The organism is Flavobacterium sp. FlaQc-57 (assembly GCF_044007395.1).
Taxonomy (GTDB): domain Bacteria; phylum Bacteroidota; class Bacteroidia; order Flavobacteriales; family Flavobacteriaceae; genus Flavobacterium.
Map to the genome: position 1 here is coordinate 257,545 of NZ_JBIPDA010000002.1, position 26,632 is coordinate 284,176.

General features: G+C 34.0%; 17 protein-coding genes. 8 read left to right on the top strand and 9 right to left on the bottom strand.

Annotated elements, in window-relative coordinates:
* Positions 1–12: 12 nt before the first annotated feature.
* Positions 13–1,587, bottom strand: coding sequence for a RagB/SusD family nutrient uptake outer membrane protein (locus ACHRVZ_RS07115; protein ID WP_395421562.1), 1,575 nt, complete (start codon positions 1,585–1,587; stop codon positions 13–15).
* Between the two features lie 11 nt (positions 1,588–1,598).
* Positions 1,599–4,730, bottom strand: a complete 3,132-nt coding sequence (locus tag ACHRVZ_RS07120) for a SusC/RagA family TonB-linked outer membrane protein (protein WP_395421563.1) — start codon at positions 4,728–4,730, stop codon at positions 1,599–1,601.
* Between the two features lie 530 nt (positions 4,731–5,260).
* Between ACHRVZ_RS07120 and ACHRVZ_RS07125 the strand changes: the two genes are divergently transcribed.
* The 5 genes from ACHRVZ_RS07125 to ACHRVZ_RS07145 all read left to right on the top strand — a co-directional run bounded on the left by ACHRVZ_RS07125 (position 5,261) and on the right by ACHRVZ_RS07145 (position 10,659).
* A complete protein-coding gene (locus ACHRVZ_RS07125; RefSeq protein WP_395421565.1) occupies positions 5,261–5,977 on the top strand; it encodes an NUDIX hydrolase in 717 nt (238 codons plus the stop codon).
* Between the two features lie 22 nt (positions 5,978–5,999).
* Positions 6,000–6,725, top strand: coding sequence for an NrtR DNA-binding winged helix domain-containing protein (locus ACHRVZ_RS07130; protein ID WP_395421567.1), 726 nt, complete (start codon positions 6,000–6,002; stop codon positions 6,723–6,725).
* Between the two features lie 163 nt (positions 6,726–6,888).
* Positions 6,889–8,685: a translation elongation factor 4 gene (gene lepA / locus ACHRVZ_RS07135; RefSeq protein WP_395421568.1), complete on the top strand. Its 1,797-nt coding sequence runs from the start codon at positions 6,889–6,891 to the stop codon at positions 8,683–8,685.
* A 286-nt stretch (positions 8,686–8,971) separates the two neighbouring features.
* On the top strand, positions 8,972–9,586 hold the full coding sequence (locus ACHRVZ_RS07140) for an outer membrane beta-barrel protein (RefSeq protein WP_395421570.1): 615 nt from the start codon (positions 8,972–8,974) through the stop codon (positions 9,584–9,586).
* Between the two features lie 113 nt (positions 9,587–9,699).
* Entirely contained in the window at positions 9,700–10,659 is a 960-nt protein-coding gene (locus ACHRVZ_RS07145; protein ID WP_395422499.1) for a helix-turn-helix transcriptional regulator, read from the top strand.
* A gap of 52 nt (positions 10,660–10,711) precedes the next feature.
* On the opposite strand, the gene ACHRVZ_RS07150 is transcribed toward ACHRVZ_RS07145, so the two are convergent.
* Positions 10,712–11,194 (bottom strand): DinB family protein, encoded by a 483-nt coding sequence (locus ACHRVZ_RS07150; protein ID WP_395421571.1) that lies wholly within the window; start codon positions 11,192–11,194, stop codon positions 10,712–10,714.
* Positions 11,195–11,442: 248 nt separating this feature from the next.
* Here ACHRVZ_RS07150 and ACHRVZ_RS07155 point away from each other — a divergent pair, with 248 nt between their 5' ends.
* Positions 11,443–15,501, top strand: coding sequence for a choice-of-anchor L domain-containing protein (locus ACHRVZ_RS07155; protein WP_395421572.1), 4,059 nt, complete (start codon positions 11,443–11,445; stop codon positions 15,499–15,501).
* A 111-nt stretch (positions 15,502–15,612) separates the two neighbouring features.
* On the top strand, positions 15,613–16,659 hold the full coding sequence (thiL, locus tag ACHRVZ_RS07160; protein ID WP_395421573.1) for a thiamine-phosphate kinase: 1,047 nt from the start codon (positions 15,613–15,615) through the stop codon (positions 16,657–16,659).
* A gap of 80 nt (positions 16,660–16,739) precedes the next feature.
* Here the strand turns inward: thiL and ACHRVZ_RS07165 are convergent, their stop codons facing one another.
* From ACHRVZ_RS07165 to ACHRVZ_RS07185, 5 genes are all read right to left on the bottom strand, one after another.
* Positions 16,740–17,438, bottom strand: coding sequence for a response regulator transcription factor (locus tag ACHRVZ_RS07165; protein WP_395421574.1), 699 nt, complete (start codon positions 17,436–17,438; stop codon positions 16,740–16,742).
* The gene (locus tag ACHRVZ_RS07170) at positions 17,428–19,485 is read right to left on the bottom strand and encodes a sensor histidine kinase (protein ID WP_395421575.1); all 2,058 of its coding nucleotides are present in this window, start codon (positions 19,483–19,485) and stop codon (positions 17,428–17,430) included. Before ACHRVZ_RS07170 ends, ACHRVZ_RS07165 begins: the two co-directional genes overlap by 11 nt.
* Before the next feature lie 159 nt (positions 19,486–19,644).
* Positions 19,645–20,124 carry a hypothetical protein gene (locus ACHRVZ_RS07175; RefSeq protein WP_395421576.1) on the bottom strand — a complete coding sequence of 160 codons (480 nt, stop codon included), beginning with the start codon at positions 20,122–20,124 and terminating at the stop codon, positions 19,645–19,647.
* A 175-nt stretch (positions 20,125–20,299) separates the two neighbouring features.
* The gene (locus ACHRVZ_RS07180) at positions 20,300–21,106 is read right to left on the bottom strand and encodes a LytR/AlgR family response regulator transcription factor (protein WP_395421577.1); all 807 of its coding nucleotides are present in this window, start codon (positions 21,104–21,106) and stop codon (positions 20,300–20,302) included.
* 271 nt (positions 21,107–21,377) lie between these two features.
* Complete coding sequence (locus ACHRVZ_RS07185; protein ID WP_395421578.1) at positions 21,378–22,916, bottom strand: glycine--tRNA ligase; 1,539 nt, start codon at positions 22,914–22,916, stop codon at positions 21,378–21,380.
* A gap of 98 nt (positions 22,917–23,014) precedes the next feature.
* Here ACHRVZ_RS07185 and ACHRVZ_RS07190 point away from each other — a divergent pair, with 98 nt between their 5' ends.
* Entirely contained in the window at positions 23,015–23,698 is a 684-nt protein-coding gene (locus ACHRVZ_RS07190; protein WP_395421579.1) for a ComF family protein, read from the top strand.
* A gap of 82 nt (positions 23,699–23,780) precedes the next feature.
* Here ACHRVZ_RS07190 and ACHRVZ_RS07195 read toward each other — a convergent pair whose 3' ends face one another.
* The gene (locus ACHRVZ_RS07195) at positions 23,781–26,471 is read right to left on the bottom strand and encodes a reprolysin-like metallopeptidase (protein ID WP_395421580.1); all 2,691 of its coding nucleotides are present in this window, start codon (positions 26,469–26,471) and stop codon (positions 23,781–23,783) included.
* Positions 26,472–26,632 lie beyond the last annotated feature (161 nt).

Sequence of the window (26,632 nt, forward strand, 5' to 3'; positions counted from 1 at the left end):
TTTTAGTTAAAATTACCAACCAGCATTTTGCTTTAAAACTCCTCCGGACAATGTGATCTGTGTATTTGGAATTTGTTGCAATCCTTTTGTTGCCTGAATTTTTGCAGCCGAAATTGTTTTTGTTCCTGCAACTCCACCGCTTAACAATGTTGTAGTTTCTGCAATACTTGTAGAAGCTTTTCCAATTCCCTGACGTAATAAATCGTAATATCTAATACCTTCAAGAGCAAACTCTAAATGTCTTTCGTTCATGATATTATCGAAATTTACAGGTAGAGAAACAAAATTCTCTTTGTAAGCTCTTTTTCTAACATCATCAAAATAAGCCTGAGCATTTCCACTTCCTAACTCGGCAGCCATTAGTAAAACATCTGAATATCTTAAGACTACATAATCCTGAAGTTGACTTATATCCCAAAACTGACTTCCCATAGTAAGCGGAAGATCTTTTCCGTCTTTGTCTACCATTGGCGAATATTTTTTGTTGTAATAACCTGTATATTCTCTTTGGCTGTTTAGTTTGTCGAATTTTATTTTTTCTTCATCGATTCCAATCATTGTAGCTACACGTCTTGTGTCTGTAGCAGTGTAAGCTTTCCATAATTTAGAATTTACAGTAACTCCCCATCCACGTCCGTAAGGGTACGATGAGAATTCTCTCATTCCGAACATTACTAACCAATGGTTACCATCTGTATTTCCGTTATAATCACTTGTGTAAGTATATTTTATAGAGAACACGTTTTCTTTGTTGTTTTCTCCTGCATATTTATCCACTGATGCTGCTGGCCATAAAGTAGAAAAATCAGCTACTAAACCATGTCCGCTAGTTGCAATAACATCTTCTAAGTGTCCTAATGCTTGTGTTTTAGTTACGACTCCGGCTAAATCTGCTTTTCCGTAATATCCTGTGTAATATAAATATACACGTCCAAGCAACGATTTTGCAGCCCATTTTGTAATACGTCCGCTAGTTGTAGAAGTATAGGCACCGCTTGGTAAGTTGTTTGCAGCAAATACTAAATCTTGTGCGATTACTTTATAGATTTCTTCTGGTGCTGCTTGCGGAATATTTTCAGTAGAAGGCGCTGTTAACAATGGCACACTTCCCCACAAACGTACCATTTCGAAATAAAGATAGGCTCTGATAAATTTCGTTTCTGACTCATAAGTATTCTTTAAAACGGTATTTCCTTTCCAGTCAATTTGATCCATTTTGGATAAGAAAACATTACAACGAAAGAGTGCTTTGTAATAAGCAATCCAGTTATTGTTAAGCAAATCAACATCTGAAGGAGATCGGGTGATATCAAACTCATCAATTGCCGCATAACTGTATCCATCTGAATTTCCGGTTCCTCCAAAACAGTCATCAGACATTACTTCGCTAATTACAGGAATTCCTAATCCTCCTGCACCAGTTGCTACTTGCATTCCGTCATAACAACCTACTAATGCTGCATAAGCATCGTCTGTTGTTTTATAAAAATTCGTATCTGTTTGTTGTACTAAAGGTTCTGTTTCTAAACTGCAAGAACCCAGCGACAATAAACTCAAACAGAAAATATATAGATATGTATTTTTCATCTTTTTATTTATTAAAGTTTAACATTTAATCCCAACATGAATGTTCTTGGTCTTGGGTAATACCCAACATCTACACCTGATGAAAACTTTTGATCATCATTTGAAGAACCAAATCCAATTTCAGGATCCATACCATTGTATTTTGTAAAAGTGTAAAGGTTCAATACTGAAAAGTAAACTCTGAACTGGCTTGCAAAAAATGGTTTTGATTGTTTCATTTTGGCTAAATCAAATCCTAATGTAACAGTACTGATTCTTAAGAAATCTCCGTTCTGAACATACAAATCTGAAAATTGTGTAAAGTTTCTATTGTCTTCTGTTACTCTTGGTATAGTGTTCGAAGATCCTTCTCCATGCCAACGATCTAATATTGCAGAGGTATAATTGCCATAAGCGCCTGCTTGATTTCTATACGATTGTACAAGTTGATTTCCTGCTACACCATTTGCCATTAATGAAAAATCGAATGCTTTGTAACTTGCAGACAATGAGAAACCATATGTAAAGTCCGGATTTGGATTTCCAATATTGGTTTTGTCAGTTGTATCTATCTTATCATCACCGTTTGTATTTACATATATAATGTCTCCCGGAGCTGCATTTGGCTGTAATACTACACCATTTGCTGATTTATAATTGTCGATTTGTGCCTGATTCTGAAAAACACCTCCTGTTTTATATCCCCAGAAATAACCTAAAGGCTGTCCGTTTTCTGCTCTGTAAAACTCACCGGCATTGTCATAAAGTTCATTGTTTAATCCGTGAATAAGACCGTCTACAGTTGGTATTTTACCAACTTCATTTTTATTATAAGCACCGTTTGCACTAATGCTATAATTAAAATCGCCAATTTTATTTTGATAATTTAAACTTAACTCGACTCCTTTATTTACAACATCTCCACCGTTAATAAATGGAGCATCAGCACCGGCAGTAGCTAAAATTGGCGCTAGAACTAACCAATTTTTGTTTGTTTTTTGATACACATCAAAAGTTACATTCAATGCATTGTTTAAAAATCTTGCATCTAAACCAAGGTCAATTTGCTCTGAAGTTTCCCATTTTACATTGGTATTTGATATGTTTTGCGGATAAGCACCAGGCGTTAAAATACCTTCTTCATTTCCAAAATTATAGTTCGTATTATTTGATTTAATTAATGCCAAATACTGAAACGATCTAATGCTTTGGTTACCAACTTGTCCCCAACTCGCTCTTAATTTAAGGAAGTTGAATACTTTTGAATCTCTTAAAAAATCTTCGTTTGAAGCTACCCAACCTCCAGATACTGAAGGGAAATAACCCCATTGGTTACCCTGAGCAAATTTAGACGATCCATCAGCTCTTAGAGTTGCATTTAATAAGTAGGTTTCTTTATAGTTGTAATTAAATCTTCCAAAATAAGACATTAACTTATTTTCTTCTTTTTTACCTTTAATAGCAATTTTAGCCCCGTCTTTATTCGTAGTATTATCGATCCAGGCATGTTCTAAATCATTAAAAACAGAATCTGCATTTGTAACTTCTACCGAAGTTGCATCGTAATTAATAAACGATGTACCAACCATTGTTTCAAAATGGTGATTTTCGGCAGCATTAAATTTATAAGACACTAAGTTATCCCATGTAATGCTTTTATTTTTGCTCATGTTTTGATTTACTTTATCAAAAGCAGTGTTTGCATAAATTGACAATTGATATTTAGGAGTGTACGAATGTCCTTCAGAAACATAATAATCAAGTCCCAAAGTAGTTTTAAATGTCAAGTTTTTTATAGGTTCAATTTGCAAATAAACATTCCCTAATAATTTTTGATTATTACTTTCATTTTGATTCGTGTACTCCATTAAAGCATAAGGATTTGCTGTACCGGCTATCCACGGTTCTGTACTGTTTGTAGTGTCAAAATAATTTCCGTTTGAATCGTACATTGGCAATAAAGGCGAAACCTGAAAAGCACTTCTTAGTGCATTGTTATACTGATTTCCTACACCAATACCGTTTTTATCTACATAAGCAAAACTTAAATTTTGACCAATTGTTACGACGTCTTTATATAGTTTATGTTCTGAATTGAATCTGAAATTATAACGTCCATAATTCGATAAATCTTTACCTCCAACAACTCCTTCTTGTCCTAAATAAGACAATGATGTAGAATATACTGAAGTATCTGAACCACCCGAAGCACCAAAAGAGAAGTTTTTCGTTGCAGCATTATCTGTCAACATTTTATCCATCCAATTGGTTCCTTTTCCTAAACCAGCAATTTGGCTATTGGTAAAATAAGGATTTTTACCAGAGTTAACTGCTGCTTCGTTTAATATTGTAGCATATTCTGTGGCATCTAATAAATCTACTTTTCTGGCTACAGATTGTACTCCGTAATATTGATCGAAAGTAATTTTTCCCGGAGCTCCTCTTTTTCCTTTTTTAGTAGTTACCAAAACAACTCCATTTGCCGCTTGAGAACCGTAGATTGCTGCTGAAGCAGCATCTTTAAGTACAGAAATAGATTCGATATCAGAGTTACTTAAATAAGAAATATCACCAGTAAGAATTCCGTCAACTACATACAGCGGGCTACTCCCAGCTACTGAACCGACTCCTCTTATCACTACTTTCAAAGCTTCTCCCGGTTGCCCTGAAGTAGAAGTAATTTGAAGTCCGGCAGCTTGTCCCTGAAGTGCCTGCAATGCATTTGTAGTATTGGTTTTAGCAAGATTATCACCGCTAACCTGCGTAACAGCGTTGGTTACAAGTGTTTTCTTTTGAGAACCATAACCTATCACGACAACTTCTTTTAAGTCTGCCGCTTCTGTTTGTAAAGTAACATTAATCGTTTTTTGTGCACCAACAGTGATACGTTGTGTTTTAAATCCCATAAAACTGATTACAATCACGTTGCCCGTTTTTGCGTCCAGTTTGAAATTCCCGTCAAAATCTGTTGATGTTGCCGTCTTGGTTCCTTCAATTGCGACAGAAGCACCTGGGATCCCCATACCATCATCTGCTGATTTTACATTTCCGCTTACAAACTGGGATTGTTCCTGCGCAAAACCAGACTGCATTGCAAAGACGCTTAGCAGCAGCGCCATACAAAACGGAAGCATTGTTGTTTTTATACAATATTTGCTTTTCATAATAATTAAGAATTTGGTTAAATTTATAGTTAGTTGTATTTAAGTTGATTCATTCTTATTCAAGAAATCCGGTTGGCTAAATATTTTTTCCTGCGAAAATCATAACCTCACACACCCTTGACATTCTCAAAAATAGCTTTACAATTACTTTCTCAAGTGAGAAGAATTTGTTCATTCAAAAACTTATAGTCAATTTGAATTTATCTTATGGTTATTTTGACTACAAGTGTAAAACATTTTTTCTATATTAGCAAAATATTAAGTGTATTATTTTGTTTTTCAAATTAAAGAGAGTCAACTATTATCAAAACGATAAAATATTAAACAAAACAGGATAAAAAAATATCAAAAAAATAAAGAATTAATCATTTAGCAATCAGACATTTAAGAATTATCATTTGAAAACACATTTTTTAACAGAATTACAAATGATTGATTGTCAGAAAATTGGTCCTTTAAAAAAAATATAAAGCTTTTGCGCAGGCAACGAGTCATTTAATTTATTTAATTTGTCAAAATTTTAATAACATATGGTCAAAAATGTATCCGACGATTCAGCCCTAAAAAGCGAGCAAACCGCAATGAACGCGATCACAATTGACTGTGTTATATTTGGTTTTGATAAAGGAAGTCTGGAAGTACTTTTGGTAGAACACGGGGAAGGAATTAGTAAAGGGAAATGGGGACTTCCGGGAGGTTGGATCTATAAAAAAGAAAGTACAGATGCTGCCGCGCATCGTTTATTGAATGAACTTACAGGACTTGACAATATTTATCTGGAACAGCTAAAAGCGTTTGGTGATCCGGATCGTTTTCCATTGCGACGTGTTATCACTATCGGATATTATGCTTTGGTAAAAAGAGAAGATTATAACATTAAAGCCGGTTTTACCGCATCTGATGCTAAATGGTATAAAATCAATAGTATTCCGAGTTTAATTTACGATCACAACGAGATTTTATCTTACAGTCTACAGCATCTTCGCAATCGAGTACGTCAGGCTCCTTTAGGATTCAATCTTTTGCCTGAAAAATTTACACTATTACAATTGATGCATTTGTACGAAGAAATTTTAGGAATTGAAATGGATAAGTCAAATTTCAGACGCAAAATTTTACACATGAAATTATTGGTAGCACTTGATGAAAAACAACAAGACGTTTCGCACAGAGCTGCAAAATTGTATCAATTTGATCCGACGATCTATAAAAAACTAACTGAAAAAGGGTTCAATTTTGAATTTTAATATTTGCTTATAATCTTAAAAAATGACAATCTCATCTTCTAAAAACAATACTGAAACTGATCTTAATAATACTTCTCCCGCAATTGACGGAATCACGATTGACTGTGTAATTTTTAGTTTTAATAAAGAAAGTCTCGAAGTACTATTAGTACAACATGCCGAAGGAGAAAGTATTGGAAAATGGGGACTTCTTGGTGGATACATGAAAAAAACAGAAAGCGCTGATGATGCCGCGCACCGTATTGTATACGAACTAACAAGTCTGGACAATATCTATTTGGAGCAGTTAAAAGCTTTCACCAATCCTAATCGTGTACCTGAAAGAAGAGTTGTAACTATAGGTTATTATACATTAGTAAATCGAGAAGACTACAACATCAAGGCCAGTTTAATGGTAAGAGAATGCAAATGGCATAAAATTAATGAGATTCCGAATTTAATTTTTGATCACAACGAAATTCTTAATTTTAGTTTGATGCAATTGCGAAACAGAGTTCAACAGGCACCAATTGGTTTTAATCTTTTGCCCGAAAAATTTACTCTTTTACAATTAATGCATCTTTATGAAGAAATATTAGGTATCGAATTGGATAAATCAAACTTTCGCAGAAAAATATTGCACATGAAATTGCTGGTTGCGCTCGACGAAAAACAACAAGATGTCTCGCACAGAGCTGCAAAACTGTACAAATTCGATCAGGATATCTACAAGAAATTAACAGAAAAAGGGTTTAATTTTGAATTTTAGAGCTCGTTTTAAATCTTAGAACCCAACTATCGTACATCTACATTCCAGAATCCAAAACTTTGCGCTATCTTTGCGCCTTAATAACATGCTCTAAGGCAATTGCTCTAGCGCAAATTTATACCCGGAAATTACTTAAACTCGTTTAGAGAATTGACATATTAAAATGAAGAAGATACGTAACTTTTGCATTATTGCACACATTGACCACGGTAAAAGTACACTGGCAGACCGATTATTGGGCGCTACACAAACCGTTACAGCTCGTGAAGAAAAAGCACAATTGCTTGACAACATGGACCTGGAGCGCGAGCGTGGAATCACCATTAAGAGTCATGCCATTCAAATGGAATACACTTACAAAGGCGAGGAATATATTTTAAATTTAATTGATACTCCTGGTCACGTTGACTTTTCATACGAAGTTTCACGTTCAATCGCTGCCTGTGAAGGTGCGCTTTTGATTGTTGATGCTGCACAAAGTATTCAGGCACAGACTATTTCTAACTTATATTTGGCTCTTGAGAATGATCTTGAAATTATTCCGGTTTTGAATAAAGTTGATTTACCAAGTGCGAATCCTGAAGAGGTTAGTGATGATATTATCGATTTATTAGGTTGTAAATTAGAAGATATTATCCATGCATCTGGAAAAACAGGTTTTGGTGTTGAGAATATCTTGGCTGCCATTATCGAAAAAATTCCACCTCCGTCAGGAAATGTTGATGAGCCATTACAAGCTTTGATTTTTGATTCACACTACAATCCCTTTCGTGGAATTGAAGTAATCTTCAGGGTTGTAAATGGAGAAATCAGAAAAGGTCAAAAAATTAAATTCATGGCTACCGGCAATGAATATTTTGCTGACGAAATTGGAACTTTGAAATTAAATCAGGTTCCTAAAAATGTAATTTCTGCTGGTGATGTTGGTTATTTAATTTCTGGAATTAAGGAAGCCAAAGAGGTTAAAGTTGGAGATACTCTAACAGATGCCAAAACACCAACTACTAATATGATTACTGGTTTTGAAGATGTAAAACCAATGGTATTTGCCGGAATTTATCCTGTTGATACGGAAGATTATGAAGATTTACGTTCTTCTATGGAGAAATTGCAATTGAATGATGCTTCGTTAGTTTTTACACCTGAAAGCTCTGCAGCGTTAGGATTTGGTTTCCGTTGCGGATTCTTAGGAATGCTTCACATGGAAATTATCCAGGAACGTTTAGAGCGTGAGTTCGATATGACTGTAATTACTACAGTTCCTAACGTTTCGTATTTGGCTTACACCAAAAAAGAACCAGAAGTTCCTTTCGTAGTAAACAATCCTTCTGACTTACCTGAGCCTTCTCGTTTAGACAGAGTTGAAGAACCATATATTAAAGCAACAATCATTACAAAAGCTGACTTTGTTGGAAACGTAATGAGTTTGTGTATCGAAAAACGTGGTCAAATTACCAATCAAACGTATTTGACAACAGAACGTGTTGAATTGAATTTTGATATGCCTTTGGCCGAAATTGTATTCGATTTTTATGATCGTTTAAAAACAGTTTCTAAAGGTTATGCTTCTTTTGACTATTCTCCTATTGGAATGAGAACTTCAAAATTAGTTAAACTGGATGTTCTTTTGAATGCACAAACTGTTGATGCACTCTCTGCATTAATTCACGAAGACAACGCTTACAACATCGGTAAAAAAATGACCGAGAAATTACGCGAATTGATTCCGAGACAACAATTTGACATTCCGATTCAAGCTGCAATTGGAGCAAAAATTATTGCTCGTGAAACTATTAAAGCACTTCGTAAAGACGTTACCGCAAAATGTTACGGTGGAGATATTTCGCGTAAGCGTAAATTACTGGAAAAACAGAAAAAAGGTAAAAAACGTATGCGTCAGGTAGGAAACGTTGAGATTCCACAAGAAGCATTTATGGCTGTTTTGAAATTGAATGATTAGATCTTGTTTTAGAAAATAGAATAAAGAGCAAAGAATATAGATTTAACCCGATAACTTACGTTATCGGGTTTTTTGTTTTTATAAATTTCCCTTATCCTCACTATTTTTATGTAATGCACTGACTACAAATTAACTACAATATTTCACCTTAAAAACATAAGGTAATTACTTACAAAACAAAAAATAAGTGTGTAATAAGCTGATTTTTAACTCATTTTAGTCAAAACAATATAAATTTTAACACAAAAAATATAACTTTAATCTTACAACTATAAAACCAAATATTATGAAAACGAGATTTTTGATTATTTTATCGATGTTAACATTTTCAGTTGCAAATGCTCAGCAAGAACAAGTTGAGTCAGAAATGAACACTGCAAAAGGAATCACTTTTGCTCATGGTGATATGTTTATAGAAGGTTCTATACAAATTACTACTGGCGGCGATGAAGACTTTTATGCTTTCAATCCAAAATTTGGCTACTTTCTTAGTGATAAATTTGCGGTTGGAGGGCAACTAAACTTTTCAAGCGACAAATTTGAATCTACGAACACTAAAACTAATGTCTTTGGAATTGGCGGATTCGCACGATACTATGTCTTAGAGTTAGACAAAAAACGCTTTAAAGCATATGGTGAAGCTGGCTTGGGATATGGCAGAAATAAGGTCGAAAACAATGCAGGTTCTAACGACACTAACAGTCTAACCGCCAATATTAACGTTGGATTGAATTATTTTTTAACCAGAAATATTGCTGTTACTTTTACTCTTGCCAACATTTTATCTTACAATAGTGTTTCTCCTGAAAATGGCCCTTCTTCAAATACGTTTCAATTAAACGTGAATTTATTTGAAAACATTTTTGATCAGCCAAAATTTGGACTGCTTTATAAATTTTAATTCGTTTTAACGATTTACTCCAGAAAGCTGTCCCAATTTGGGACAGCTTTCTTGTTTTTACAAACTTTAAACCTTTGTATCTTTGAACCTCAAAACCTTTGACTCTAGAAAAAATGCTTGACGAAACTCCAAAACGATTTGACCGAATTGTCGCTATTCTTATTCAATTGCAATCTAAAAAAATTGTAAAAGCACAGGAATTAGCCGATCGTTTTGATGTTAGTTTAAGAACTATCTACAGAGATATTCGAACGCTTGAAGCATCTGGCGTTCCTATCTATAGTGAAGCCGGAGTTGGTTACGCCTTGATGGATGGTTATAGATTACCGCCCGTTATGTTCACTCGCGAAGAAGTAAGCAGTTTTATTGCTGCCGAAAAATTGATGCAAAAATTTACAGATCCGTCTTTAGGAAATCATTATGCTGCGGCAATGTTTAAACTGAAATCGGTATTGAAAAGTACAGACAAAGATTGGCTTTCGAATATTGAATCAAGGGTAGTTATGCAAACTGCCGAGCCAATGTTTAATGATAATTCGCCAAATACTTTGGCACTGCTTTTTGAAAGTATTGCAGAGAAAAAACAAATTCTTTTATCATACAAAACCGTCGAAGCAGACGAAGTAAGCAACAGAAACATTGAACCTGTAGGCGTTTTTCATGATCACAATAACTGGTATTTTTTAGGCTATTGTCATTTACGAAAAGATTATCGTCAATTTAGAACAGACAGAATTCAAGGAATAAAAAAAACAGATTGTGATTTCACTATTGAGCACGATTCTCTCGAAACTTATTTAAAAAAAACAGAAACAATTCCGACTACAAAAGTTCGGCTTTTAATTGATAAAAAAATTGCACGATATTTATCGACCGAAAAAAAATATCACGGTTATATTTCTGAAAAAGAAATCGACGGAAAAATAGAAATGACTTTTATGTGCCGCGATATCGAAAGTGGTTTTCCGCGTTGGTTTTTAATGTTTGGAGATTACGCCACAATCTTAGAGCCCGAAAGATTAAAAACGCGAGCTCTTGAATTACTAGAAATCAACCGAAAAAGACTTTTGTAAAAAAACTCCTGAAAATAATTTTCAGGAGTTTTTTTATAAAATGTTCAAGATTTTATCTTTCCCAGAAAAAAGGAGGCTGAATTCCTAAGGCTCTTAAGTATACATATCCTTGTCCGCGGTGGTGCACTTCGTTATCAATAAAATATAAAATATTCTGATTTACTGGAAATTCGTATTGACCAAAAAGATTAAAAGTCTCATTAAAATCTTCAATAGATAATTTTTCCCAATACTTATTTATTTCCGCTGTTGCTTCATCCCATTTTTCAAGATATTGCGCTTTAAAAATCAACTTTTCTGTTGCTTTTTCGCTAAATGGCTCCACTTCTCTATTTACGATTCCTTTAAGTCCAGGAACTGCTATGGCTAAAAGCTCACTAATTAATTGGGCAAACGGCCTCATCCCTCCGATTGAAAATTCAAAAAAATCTTTCTCAGGAAAAGCTTCAATTGTATGGCGTGTTAAATTACGATGACCTTGCCAGTGCTTCAACAAATCTTCAGGAGTAATTACTTGGGCTGCTAATGTTTTCATGGTTTTAAAGTTTTAATTGTTTTATACTTCAAAAGTATCGAGGGTCGGTGACAACAGTTTGTCAGCAGGAAAAAAAATATTCAAATTATTTTCATCTGACTTAAATCCAAACCAATAATATATTAAAATTAGGGCCGCCACGAACTATTATAAATTAACAGATCAAAAACTCACAAAATACTGATTTTCACTAAATTAAAAACAAATCCTTCGTACCTTTAAACTCCCCAATAAATAAAATCAGGATTATGAGACTATCTCTACTTCTATTTTTTTTATTTTTTTCGACTATATCTTTGTCGCAGGGAGTTATAGTAGACACCACAACTTTGGGCATTCCTGAACTAGTTCGTGAAGAATTAATGCAAAATGCTTGCGCTAATGAGAACAATTTTAAATTTTCGTCGCATCAGGGCATTGGTAAATTCACAAGCAATTCTCCCAATTTCCCAATCTCAAACGGAATCATTATTCGAAACGGAATCGCCAAATATACCGAAGGTGCTTATACGGGTGCAAATGAAAGCAGCCAATTGAATAATACTTCTGATAGTGATCTGCAAAATATCAGTGACAGTAATGGGCAAATTGTACCTATTCGGGACGTAAGTTTTATTCAGTTTGATTTCACACCTTTATCGAGTAACTTTAGTTTTGATTTTCTATTTGCTTCCAATGAATATGGCGAATTTCAATGCGGTTTCAGTGATGTTTTTGCTTTTATATTAACTGATTTGACTACCGGAATTTCCAAGAATCTTGCTGTACTTCCTGGTACAGACACGCCCGTTTCGGTTAAGAACATCAGAGATCAGCAATACAATTCATCCTGTTTATCTGCCAATGCCAATTTATTTGATCATTATAATGTAACTAATTCCGGAACGTCTGCTATTAATATGAGAGGTGAAACTAAGGTTTTAACTGCTTCATCAACTGTGATTCCTAATAGAACTTATAGCATAAAGTTGGCAATTGGTGATTACAACGACAGCAATTATGATTCGGCAGTTTTTATAAAAGGCGGCAGTTTTATGACTACAATGGATTTGGGCCCGGACAGAACCATTTGTGAAGGTGAACAAATAATCCTTCAATCAGGGTTAGTAGGCAATTATACATATGAATGGACTCTTGATGGCGTCGTAATTCCAAATGAAACAAGCAGTTCTTTAACACTAAATAAAGCAGGGCTTTATGGCGTTACGGCCACACTTTCGGGCTGTGTTATAAAAGATGAAGTAGTCGTGAACGATTTGGTTATTAAACCTCCCAAAAATTTAACTGCTTGTTATACTGTAAATGGAATTTATCAATACGATTTAACTCGGAACAACTTAGATGCATTAGGACTTAATCCGGCCGAATATATGCTCTATTATTTTGAATCTTTGGCTGCAGCCAATGCAAACGGACCAAGTATACCCGAAATTCAATTAAACTCTTTCACCAGTGTTGGCAATAAAAAAATATACATAAAGGCAGTACCACTTTACAATAAAACTTTTTATTGCAACAATTTACTCTCTTTTGATTTGCTGGTAACTCCGTCAATCAACATTACAAAACCACCAGATTTGAATGCCTGTAATACTGATTCAGGAAGAATTTCAGTTGATTTAACTGTGCAAGAAACAAGTATTCTTAACGGATTAGATCCTTCCGATTATAAAATTAGTTATTACACCAGTCAAGCAGGAGCAACAAGTGGCAGCAATAGCATTCCAAATCCACAATCTTTAATAACTTCTTTATCGCAATCGCCTCAAACCATTTGGGTACGAATTGAAAGTGCCGCAAGTTCACTTTGTTTCACTACAACCAATTTTAATATCATAATCTATTCGCTTCCTGTTGTAGACGAACATCCGGATGTTGTTGCCTGTGACAGTTATGTATTACCTCCAATAACATTTGGTAATTATTATACTGCGCCAAATGGAACAGGAACGAAATTGAATGCAGGGGATATTATCACTAAAGGTGGAGTCTACTATATTTACAATGGCTCAACAGCTCCTAACATTTGCTCGAATGAAAATTATTTTAATGTAATTTTAATTAAGGAACTTCAATTTGAAAAAGAAGCTTGTGGCGCTTACATTGTGCCGCGTGTAATTGCGGGTGGCTTTTTTACAGAATCTGGAGGGCAAGGAGATTCTATTCCGGCCGGAACATCTTTTACAACCAGTCAAACTATTTATTATTACGCAGTCATTAATGGAATTGTCTGTCGCGACGAACCGGTACCTTTTATTGTTTATCCTTTACCATTAATTGACAAACCCAATGATGTGGTTACATGCGATTTGTACACTTTACCTCCTTTGACAAATGGAAATTATTACGCTTTATCAGGCGGTTCAGGAAATCAGTTAAATGCTGGAGACCAAATAACTTCAAGTCAAACACTGTTTGTTTTTGCCAATGATGGAAGATGTTCAAATGAACATTCTTTTAAAATTGATATTATTAATTCTTCGAATTTTATTCAAATTTCGCAATGCGGAAGTTTTACTTTACCTCCAATCGAAGTAGGCGGTTATTATGACAGCCCAAATGGTCAGGGCAAAAATATTACTGCCGAAACGGTTATTACTGCATCACAAATTATTTATTATTACGCTGATACTACAACTTTTCCTAATTGCACTAATAATTTAAAATACGAGATCACAATAAAACCATTGCCATTAGTAGATACACCTAACGATAGAGTTGAATGTGAAAATTATATTTTACCACCATTAACAAATGGTAACTATTTTACCGATCCTAATGGCGGAGGACTTCTGCTAAAAGCTGGAGATATAATTACCGAAACTCAAAAAATTTACATCTATGCTGTAGGAGCTGAGTGCGCAAACGAGCATAATTTTGTTGTCGAAATAAGACCACTTCCGCCAATTGATAGTTTTACGGATATTATGACTTGTACAGATTTTGTACTCCCACCATTAAAAAGCGGGCAATATTATACCGCAACCGGAGGTCCGCATGGTTTAGGAAGTCAACTTAATGAAGGAACCACCATAAATACAAACCAAACGATATACATTTATAACGAATGGACTGATTTTGCGAAATGCAGTAATGAGACTTTTTTCAATATTAATATCAACGGAATAGATGTTGGCGATTTTGTCGATATAAATGTTTGCGATAGTTACACATTGCCAACTTTAAAATTAGGCAATTATTATTCGCAACCGCAAGGACAAGGTCCTATTATTCCCGTTGGAACTTTAATAACAACTTCTCAAACCCTTTATGTTTACGCTACCGCAGGGAATCGATCGACATGCTCCAGCGAAAAGAGTTTTTTGGTTACGATTTCTAAAACTCCTTTATTGATTAGCACTCCCGATATTGCTATTTGTCACAGCTATATTTTACCAGCCTTAGCGGTTGGAGATTATTACAGTGAACCAAATGGAACGGGAACAAAATATTTGGCAGGAGAATCTGTAAATACGAGCCAAAGAATATATATCTATGCAATGTCGACTACAAATTCTGATTGCACTTCTCAAGATGACTTTGCTATTACTATTTATCGTTTGAAAGATTTGCAGTTAAAAAACGGAGTAATTTGTGTCGATTATCAAACGAATGCATTACTTAGCCCTGCGCTTTTGAGTTCAGGACTCGATTCCAATAATTATACGGTTGATTGGTTTTTAGATGGCAGCAAAATAAGCACAGGTTCAACTTACTCAGCGACTAAAGAAGGAACTTATACAGTTGTTCCAACAAAAACTACAAGTAGTATTGGTGATGATTGCGGTTACAATCCCACTACAGTTAATGTCGAAAAATCAAGTCCGGCGATTGCGACCGTAACCGTAACTGATGCTTTTGAAGATAAGATCGATATTATCGTTAATTTAACTCATGGGCTTGGAATTTATGAATATCAACTAGACGATGGCAATTTCCAGTCTCAGAATATTTTTCATGATGTCGCTTCAGGGCAGCACACAATTGCCATAGTTGACGTAATGGGAAATTGCGACAATCAGGTTTTAATTGCTAATGTGCTGAAATACCCGAAATTTTTTACGCCAAACAATGATGGTTTCAATGACACATGGAACATTACTGATCTCGCTTTTCAGTCCGATGCGATTATTAATATCTTCGATCGTTATGGAAAACTTATAAAACAGTTAAGTCCTTCCGGTCCTGGCTGGGATGGTAATTACAACGGTGGCCCACTTCCCTCTTCTGATTACTGGTTTCAAACATTTTATACTCAAAATGGTATTTCTCAAGTATTCAAATCCCATTTTAGTTTAAAACGATAAGTCCTTTGATTTGCTCCAAAATCTAAAAACAGTCCTAATCTTTTTTAATAATAGTTATTAAATTATCAACTTCGTACCTTTGCAGCTTAATAACATTGGAACATAGAAAAAATGATCGAAGATAAAAATCCGCAACGTACCAGTATAGCGCAATTAGGCGAGTTTGGCTTAATTGAACATTTAACCAAAAATTTTGATGTTACTCAGGAATCTACTTTAAAAAGTATAGGTGATGACGCTGCAGTTCTTGACTTTAAGGATAAAAAAGTAGTTGTTTCTACCGATTTATTGATTGAAGGCGTACATTTTGATTTGGCTTACATGCCTCTAAAACATCTTGGCTACAAATCTGTTGTTGTAAATCTATCTGATATTTGTGCAATGAATGCCAAACCAACGCAAATAACAGTTTCTGTAGCCGTTTCTAATCGATTTCCGCTAGAAGCCTTAGAAGAACTATTTGAAGGGATTACACACGCTGCAAAAGAATATAAAGTTGATGTTATTGGTGGTGACACTACCTCATCGCAAAAAGGATTAATTATAAGCATTACAGCAATTGGTGAAGCTGATGAAGAGGAAATTGTTTATAGAAATGGTGCAAAACAAACTGACCTTCTTGTAGTAACCGGCGACATTGGCGCTGCGTATATGGGATTACAGGTTTTAGAACGCGAAAAACAAGTTTTTCAGGTTAACCCAAATAGTCAGCCTGATTTAGATATGTATAGTTATTTAATCGAGCGCCAGTTAAAGCCTGAAGCAAGAAAAGATGTTAGAACTTTATTACATGCACTTGAAATTAAACCAACTTCTATGATTGATATTTCAGACGGATTATCTTCTGAAATTATTCATTTATGCAAACAGTCTAAAGTGGGTTGTGATTTATATGAAGATAAACTGCCTTTAGATCCGCAGTTTATTTCGACTTGTGAAGAGTTTAATATCGACAGTACAACAGTTGCAATTAATGGCGGTGAAGATTACGAACTTCTATTTACCATTGATATAAATGATTTTGATAAGATTAAAGGCAATCCAAACTTCTCTATCATTGGACATATGGCTGACGAAAGCGAAGGAATACATTTAGTTACGCGCGCAAATACCAAAATTGCTTTAAAAGCTCGTGGTTGGGATGCTTTGAGTGAATAAATTTTAAAAACTCTAAATAAAAAACTCCAAATTCCAGTAATATTATTGGAATTTGGAGTTTTTTATTTAGTGGTTTATTTTTAGAAAAGCCCTTTACTTTTTGCCTCTTTCACTAATTCTTCGTTAGTACCCGATTTCACTTTAAGTAATTCTTTTAGACTGAGTTTACGTTTTTTAATCGCATTCAAAGAAATCGGAATATATTGTGGCATATCTTCTATTAGTGTTCCTTTTGACAAATGAAACAAAATTTGCTTATCGAACTCATCTATTTCAAGTGAATTGTGAGTAGACTGATTCAGCATTTTCTGAACTGACTGACTGTAGTATTTATCATTTTTCATCACTTTATCAAATGCAAAAAGCAATTCATCAAAAGTGAGATCATTTTTAATTATTAAACCATTTGGACTTATGGTTCTAATGATTGTCTTAATCTTTAGCAATTCTGTATACATTGTTAAAAGAATAACTTTGCAATTTGGCATTTTTTTCAAAATGAGTTTTGCCAGATCTTCGCCAGAAAAAATATCCTTTTCTTCATAAGCCGGCATACTGATATCTAAAAATGCTACATCAAAATTTGGCGTTTGCTCGTCTTCAATTAAATCGTGTCCCGACTTGCAATCGTGAGCCTGCGAAATAAGAAACTCATATTCTTTAGGATGGTAGCGAGTTATCGCGTTTTTGTATCCTTCTATAATAAAAGGATGATCATCGACAATTAAAATATTTCGTTTAATTAATTCCGGAATAGTATTTTGTGATTCAATTGTCATTGTTGTGCAGGTTAATTTTTTGATCGATTGGAACTTTTATTATTAGAAGAGTTCCCTCTCCTTTGGCAGATTTTATGGTAGCTGTACCTTTACATTCTGCAGCTCTGTATTGAATATTATGTATTCCTATACCGTTTTTCGTTCTTTTGACGTTAAATCCAACGCCGTCATCAAAAATGGATAGAAACAAATAATCAATTTCACTTTTAAATTCAATTCTAATTGTATTTGCGTTTGCATATTTATTACAATTTTGAAGAGCTTCTTGTACAATTCTATACAAATTAATTTTGACGGTATTGCTTACTAATTCCCATTTGATATGAGGATCAAAATAGGTTATCAATTTTGACTCGTAAATATTCTGTTGGTTTTCAAACAACTTGTTTAAAATCGCAACAAAATTATTAATTAACTCTGATTTTTCTCTGTTCAAATCATGCGAAATTTCGCGAATATCTTCTTCTATATGCTTAAGTTCTGTTAAATATTTTTTCCTTTTTGGAGCCGCTTGTGCTTCATCTATTTTATCCAAACTGTCCAAGCTTATCCGCACACCAAACATTCGGCCTAAAACCCCGTCATGCAGTTCCTGTGCTACTTTTTTCTTTTCTTTTATACGCGTTAATTCAATATCATTTTGCTGAGAAATCATCAAATTATAAATGTCTTCATTTGCAATTTGTTGCTGCTGCTTAAACAGTAATTCTCTGTTTTTTGCTTGCTGCGTTTTATAAACATAAAAAAACAAACCAACTAAAGTACAAATACTAAAAATATAAACTAGAGTTTTATTTTTTTCCTGCAAGTTTGAGTTTTGATCTTTTATCTCATTGGTTTCGTACTCAATACGCGAAAACTTTTCACCCATTTTTCGCTCGGCCTTTTGCAGTTTTTCATTAATCTGAATATACTCTTTAGAATAAACTGGTGCATTTTTGGGGTCAACTACAGTAATTTGCTTTAACGCTTCTAACGTGTTTCTTAGTTTTTTTGAACTTCTGGATAAAAGTAAAGCCTGCCTTGAAAATTGAGCTGCTCTAACAGTATCTTTTTTAAAGGCATAATATTCAGACAAATGTATTTTATTTAATATAATACCTGAAGTCAATTTTAAACTATCTCTAATTTCTAACGCTTCAAAAAATTGATCCGGAAGTCCTTGTGACTCTCTCAGTTTAAATTTAGAATATGCAAGATTATCCAGTAACATGGCATATAAAGTAGGATCAAACTTGAACAAATTCTTTTGTTCCAATCCATCTTTAAAATGTTTTTTTGCTTTTGCAAAATCATGCATATTCAAATAAACAAATCCAATATTATTTAAAGAACTAGCCTTCAGCTGAAATTCTTCCGGTATTGTTTTATCATTGAGAGCGGTCAATGCGTTGTTATGATACTCTAAGGCTTTGCCATACTCTTCGCGCTCATTGTACAATATCCCTAAAAGATTGTAGCAATCGTATAGCTGATTATTAACATTTTTCTGTTGTTTTAAAAGTCGTAATGCCTTGAAAACTGTTAATTCACTTTCAAAAAGATCGCCTTCAACAAATTGCAATTGTGCTTTGCTTAAAAATGTTTTAGCAAGATTAAATTTATCGTTTATATGTGAGTATATTTTCTCAGCATTAAAATAGCTCATAAATGCGCTATCAGAAATTACCTGCGAACGATAAAAATCTCCTAAATAAATATAAGCTTTAGCTGTATTAGCAGAATCTTTACTGAGTTTTGAGTTTTGCAGAATGAGTTTTGCTGTACTTTGGTATCCTTTCCAATCGTTCATATTGTAATATCGATTGGCAACCTTGAATAAATTAGCTCGATTAAGTGAATCATTCTCCTGATCTACAATTACATCAAATGCTTTTTTATTGTATTTCTGTCTTAAGTCAAAAGGCAAATCATCATCATTTGCCAATGATAAATAACTCTTTAGACTATCTTCAGGCAAGAGTATATTGTTAAATTCCTTGTCTTTCCTGGTACAACCAAAAAAGACAACAAATAAAAGCAATAATATAGTGTACTTATTTTTCAATATCTTTTTTGAATTTCATCAAAAATACTAAAACTATACATACAAAAAAAGGCTGCCAAAAAAATGGTAGCCTTTTCCTTTTATTCTATTTCTCTCTTAATAAAGTTTCTCAATCGTAAGATTACACTGATTATCAGCGCAAAAACTTTTTAATTAAGCTTATATTGAAAAATCGTCAGTTTTTCTTCTGTCATTTCCTCTTTGTCCACCGTCGATATCTGTTGCCATTGCAATATCATCTGTTTTTCTTCTGTCATTTCCTCTTTGACCACCATCAATATCTGCTGTCATTGCGATATCATCTGTTTTTCTTCTGTCATTTCCTCTTTGACCACCGTCAATATCTGCTGTCATTGCGAAGTCATCAGTTTTTCTTCTGTCATTTCCTCTTTGTCCACCGTCGATATCTGCTGACATTGCGAAATCATCCGTTTTTCTTCTGTCATTTCCTCTTTGTCCTCCATCAATATCTGCTGACATTGTAATATCATCAGTTTTTCTTCTGTCGTTTCCTCTTTGTCCTCCATCAATATCCATTGAAGTATTTGAATAAGAAGTTGAAACTGTTTGTGGAGTTACAAATGAAGTTGCTACCATTACTAAAGAAAATAATCCGAATGTTAAAGCTGTTTTTTTCATGATTTGAGGTTTTTATGTTTGATTTTTTTTTAAGGGTTCAAATGATTGCTTGCTGCTAATCATGGTGTAAAACTAATTCTACATTTGAAAAAAATTTATACGAAAAAACCGGTTTATGGTAAATCATACCCAATTGGTAGTCAATGGATATCAAATCAATGTAAATGTCTAATTTTTAGACTTCTAAGTAATTACCTTCTGTAAATGCCGTAATAATTAGATCGACATTTGACTTGTAAGTTTTGGAGAAAGGTATTTTTTTTGGAGAATTTTTTATGTAACAAACTGAGCTTCCGTTATGAATTCTCGAAATGTAATTTTTATTGATGATATAACTGTTGTGAATTCGAATAAACGGATGAGACAAAATACTCTCAAAATGCTTTAATGTTTTAAAAGCCGTTATCATATCACCGGAATTCAAGTAAATATCTGTCGAGTTATTATCGGCTTGAAAATAGCATATATCAGTCGAATTTATGTATCGATAATCTCCATATGACTTAATGCATATTATAAGTGGAGTTTCGACATTTTTTTGCGTTTGCACAAACGGAAGTGTACACGGAATTTCTTTATGTATTTCAACAGACTCTGTTTCAAAGATCGTTTTCTCCAATTTTAGGATAGCCTTCATCAAATCTATTGATTGAACAGGCTTTAATACATAATCGAAAACACCATATTGAATTGCCTCAAAAGCCAATTCCTTTTTTGTTGTGGTTATAATTATTTTAGGAAGAAAAGATAAGAACCTATATAATTCATTTATAAAAGCAAGTGATAGATTGCTCGAAATTTCGTTAGGATCTATTTCTAAAAAAACAACGCACGGTCTATGTTCTAAAACCAAATTTAAACCTTGTTGGTAATTCGTAGCCGATGCCACAAAAGTCAATTCCGAAAAACCTTCTGCAATTGTTCTGGTTTTCAAAATACTCTCAGCATCATCATCAATAATAATATACGAATACTTTTTCAATTTTAGTTTTCTGTTGATTTTTCAAGAATCCCCGACAACTTCTCTCTAGCTTCATCAATACTTTTGAAAAAATTTGGTTCTTGGCATTTTATTCGCATTTAAAAATACGAATTTCGATTATTCTACTATTTCATTGTTAATACATTGCGATCAAATGTTAACACATAAAGATGAAATGCAAAAAAGTCCGATGAAATACATTAATTTAAAATTGAAAAAATCCCAAACTCCGTTAAGGAATTTGGGATTTTTATAATATAAATTGAGAAAACTACATTTTCATCAACCAGTTTTTCATAGAAACTTCGTTTTCGATAATATCTTTTAATTCAGAAATTTTCACACGATCTTGTTTCATTGTATCTCTATGACGAATTGTTACTGTCTCGTCTTCGATTGTTTGATGATCTACTGTGATACAAAACGGAGTTCCAAGAGCATCTTGTCTTCTGTAACGACGTCCTACTGCATCTTTCTCATCATATGCAACATTGAAATCCCATTTTAAATCTTCGATGATTTTTTTAGAAATTTCAGGTAATCCGTCTTTCTTAACCAATGGTAAAACGGCTGCCTTTGTTGGTGCTAACACAGCTGGTAATTTTAAAACTGTTCTTGTTGAACCGTCTTCTAAAACTTCTTCTTTTAATGAAGTTGCAAAAACAGCCAGGAACATACGATCTAAACCAACTGAAGTCTCCACTACATAAGGCACATAGTTTTGATTCAATTCAGCATCAAAATATTGTAATTTTCTTCCTGAGAATTGTTCGTGTGCTTTTAAATCAAAATCTGTACGAGAGTGAATTCCTTCTAATTCTTTGAATCCGAATGGGAAGTTAAATTCAATATCTGCTGCAGCATTTGCATAGTGCGCTAATTTTTCGTGATCGTGAAAACGGTAATTTTCTTTTCCTAACCCTAAAGATAAGTGCCAATTTAAACGAGCTTCTTTCCAGTGGTGGTACCATTTCATTTCTTCACCCGGACGAACGAAAAATTGCATTTCCATTTGTTCGAATTCTCGCATACGGAAAATAAATTGTCTTGCAACGATTTCATTTCTAAATGCCTTACCTGTTTGAGCAATTCCAAAAGGAACTTTCATACGACCCGATTTCTGAACGTTCAGGAAATTCACAAAAATACCTTGTGCCGTTTCCGGACGTAAATATAAATCCATTGCAGAATCTGCAGAAGCACCTAATTTAGTTCCGAACATCAAGTTGAATTGCTTAACATCTGTCCAGTTTCTTGAACCTGTTTCCGGATCTGCAATTTCTAATTCTTCGATTAACGCTTTTACATCCTGAAGATCTTCGCTCATACCTTTTGCAAGTCTTTCCAGAATTTCTCTTTCTTTAGCCAAATATTCAACTACACGAGCATTTGTTGTAATAAATTCTTGTTCGTTGAATGCATCGCCAAAACGAGCTTTTGCTTTTTCGATTTCTTTTTTAGCTTTTAGATTTAACTTTTCAGCATAATCTTCAACTAAAACGTCAGCTCTATATCTTTTTTTCGAATCTTTATTATCAATTAACGGATCATTGAAAGCATCAACGTGGCCTGAAGCTTTCCAAGTCGTTGGATGCATTAATATTGCAGCATCTAAACCTACAATATTCTCGTTCATTTGAACCATTGATTTCCACCAATATTCACGGATATTCTTTTTTAACTCGACACCATTTTGTGCATAATCATACACTGCACTCAATCCATCGTATACTTCGCTTGACGGAAAAATAAATCCGTACTCTTTTGCGTGCGAAACCACATTCTTAAATATATCTTCTTGTTTTGCCATAGTGATGCAAAAATATAAAAAGTACGTTTAAAAAAAAGAAAAAAAACAAAGATTGAAGCATTGATTTGATTAATTTTGTAACTAAATTCTTTCTATTTGTGTTTAATTTCATAATCAACCTCTTTTTTCCTAAAGTTTGCAGCGGATGTCGCGCAATTTTGGTTACCAACGAAACTGTTTTGTGCACAAGTTGTCGCCATGAAATGCCTCTTACTCAATATCATTTAGATCCAAAAAATGAAGCTGTAAAGAAATTTTACGGTAAAATTGATATTGAATACGCATCGGCATTACTCTATTTTAATAAAAAAGGAATCGTTCAGGAATTGATTCACAACCTAAAATACAAAGGCCACGAAGAAATCGGCACTGTTTTAGGAAGTTGGTATATCGAAGATTTAAAAGAATTAAAATTAGCGCATCCTTTTGATATTATAATTCCGGTTCCATTACATCCCAGAAAACTTAAGGAACGAGGTTACAATCAAGTTGCAACTTTTGGAAAAACTTTAGCAAATGGTTTAAATCTAAAATATGAAGACAGTATTTTATTCCGAAAGAAATATTCAAAAACACAATCAAAAAAGAATTTATTGGGAAGATCTGAAAACATCGAAAATATATTTGATGTTAATTCGTCAGAAGAAAGTCTAAACAAACATTTTTTAATTGTGGATGATGTTCTGACCACCGGCGCCACACTTGAAGCTTGTTCTCGGGCTTTATTAAAAATTCCGGGAGCAAAAATTAGTATTGTTTGCATGGCAATGGCAAACTCATAAAAGACAAATTCTAAATTCTTAGCCGAAAAAATATTCCCAACAAGTACTTAAAAACACAGATAGAATCAAAACCTATAACATTCTAATTCACAATTATTTTCTTCACAGTTCTTCGTTCACCATCAACAACTGTAACAAGGTAAATCCCGGCAGACACATCTGACAACTGAATATTTTGATTAAAATAAACGGTATTATCAAACGAGTTAGAATATACTTGTTTACCTAAAATATCGTGTACAAAAATCTGAACTCTATCGATAGAATCACTCTTAAATTGAATGGTAAAATTTCCTTTATTTGGATTTGGATATAACGTAAAAGCTACATTTTCAAGATCAGGATTTCCCAGAGTAAAAGTTTGATTACAAATATTAACCGAAGCTGAATTTATTGTTCCAAACCTACCTGTAACCGCATCTCGAACTCTAAAAGTCCAAGTTCCTTGCGGGTTTTGGCCATTAAAAACACTTAACAAATTCACCGGAATTACAATTTGACTGGTTACTTTTGAACAATCTAAATCGACTCCTGCATCATCATATTGAAGTATTAAAGTACTTTGTATTCCTCCACAGCTTTTATTATACAAATTTACAATGGTTCCTTGCGGATTTATGATTTGAATCTCGACATCAGAAATTCGCTCATGTGTAAAATTCACCATAACATTTACATCTGAAACCGTTCCTGTAGAAGAAGCTGGCACGTTTACTGTTTTTGTGGTAAAAGCAGCTCCAAAGGGAATATCGAAAGAATTTCCGAAACTATACGAATCACAAGTTGTAGTTGACGTGTATCCAACAGAAAAAACTTTGCTGTTTACGGCATAATAAATATTTCCTGTTGGCTCAATCATAATCCTGCAATTTGTCGAGGCTTCTATATTTGCAGGAACCTGAACTAGCTCTGAACCATCATTTGCAGTATTTGAAGCTAAAATTATCGGAAAGGTCAAACCTCCGTCTGTAGACAACTTAATATTCACATTTGAAGAACCTTGCAAACTATTGGTATTATTTACACTCCAGGTTACAGTTTGATTTGATCCTTTTTGCCAGCTAATATCATTGGTATTTTGAGAAGTAACCGTAAATGGTCCTGCGGTAGCAACTACATTTACAATCATTACATCTGAATTGGTTTGTGCAGCTCCCTGAGCTGCATTATCTCTTCCTGTTAATGTAAAATGCAATGTTCTTGCAATAGACGAAACAGACTCCCAAGTTGTGGTTAATTTATTTTGAAGTACTGTGCTCAGACTTGGCATATAGCGAATTAGGGAACTACTTGGCAGCACAGATCTAAACAGCGGCCCATCTGGTTTTGTTGGATATGCAATACTTGTCGAGAAAGAGGTCGTTATTGCACTATCATATTGTTCCCAATTATATGTAACCGTATCACCATCAGGATCTGAACCTGTTCCTTTTAAAACAAATGGAGTGCTTATCGGAATAGTATAATCGATTCCTGCGTCGATCGTTGGAGGATTATTTGTTATCGGAGTATTAACCGGACAGCTTTTTCCGGCAAGATTATTCTGAATTTGAACAATACTCGCATAAGCGAAATAATCATCAGAAAAACTCTGAATATCATAATCTTTTGTAATACCGGCATAACCCATAATAGTAGAACCACTTCCTGGCTCAACATTTACATTGGTTCTTTCTTGTGAATTATACGAAAAAGTATGAGCAGCTCCTAACTGGTGTCCCATTTCATGCGCTACATAATCAATATCAAAACTATCTCCTTGCGGTTTTCCGTCAGAAGGCGATGTATATGCACTTCCTTTACCTATCACATCTGATGCCGTTGGACTAACGCAAACACACCCGATACATCCCGCATTCCCTCCACCACCTGAACCTCCAAATAAATGCCCGATGTCATAGTTCACTTCTCCAATTACGCTTGTAAGTGTACTTTGAACTTCTTTACTCCAAAAATCATTTCCGTCTGTCTTGTCAATTGAAGTTCCTACACTGGCAATAGAATATGGATCTGTTGCCGGATCAGTATAAATCACATCGTCATTATTGGCAATTAAAACCACTTTTACGGCGAGGTCTTTATTAAAAACACCATTTACCCTTGACAAAGAAGCATTCATTCCTGCCAAAGCACCACTTTTTGTTCCGCCAAAATAAGCTGCATATTCTCCTGTACATGAAAGGGCTAAGCGAAACGTTTTGAAAACTTTATTATTTGCAGCAGGTTTTGCCGTTTTACTTGTTGAACTGTTATCACTCAAAACATCTTTAACACCGCAAACCATTCGGGAAGAAGAGTTAAGAGTGTTTTTAGTAAATAAAACGTAAGAAGATTTATCGTCTGGAATTTGTTCAATATATTCTGACGGCTTATTAGCACGAAATACCATTGTTTGCATTCCGATTGGCGCAACACTAAAATAGATTTTAGCCGATTTATCATCTAAACCGTTTCCTTCATATGCTCTTATTTCAGGGTATTTTGCTTGTAATTCCGGTTCAAAATTTGAAGATTCCCAAACTGCAAATCGCTCTAAAACACCATTTGAATTTGGAATTGTAATTTCTGACTTAACAGCTGACTTATTTTTTGCAGCCGAAAGCTTAGCTTTTAAAAAATCAACATTAAGTTTATAATAAAGTGTTTCTGAACCTGATGAATTTATTCTTTTATTTAAAGAACCTAAGCTCACTTTTTGCCACAGGTCGTCACTTTGAGCGTGAATAGTCGCACAACAAAAAAATAAAAATAAAAAAAGTAATTTTTCTTTCATATTCCAAACACAATTGAATAATCAAAATTACGCGAATTAAATCAAATTCTTACATAAACACGACAATTATTGCTTTTTGGTCGACCAGTTGGCTTGTTTTCACAAAAAGAAACAAGTTGCAATCAAAAAATCAATAAAGCTTAGTATTAAATTCAAAATAG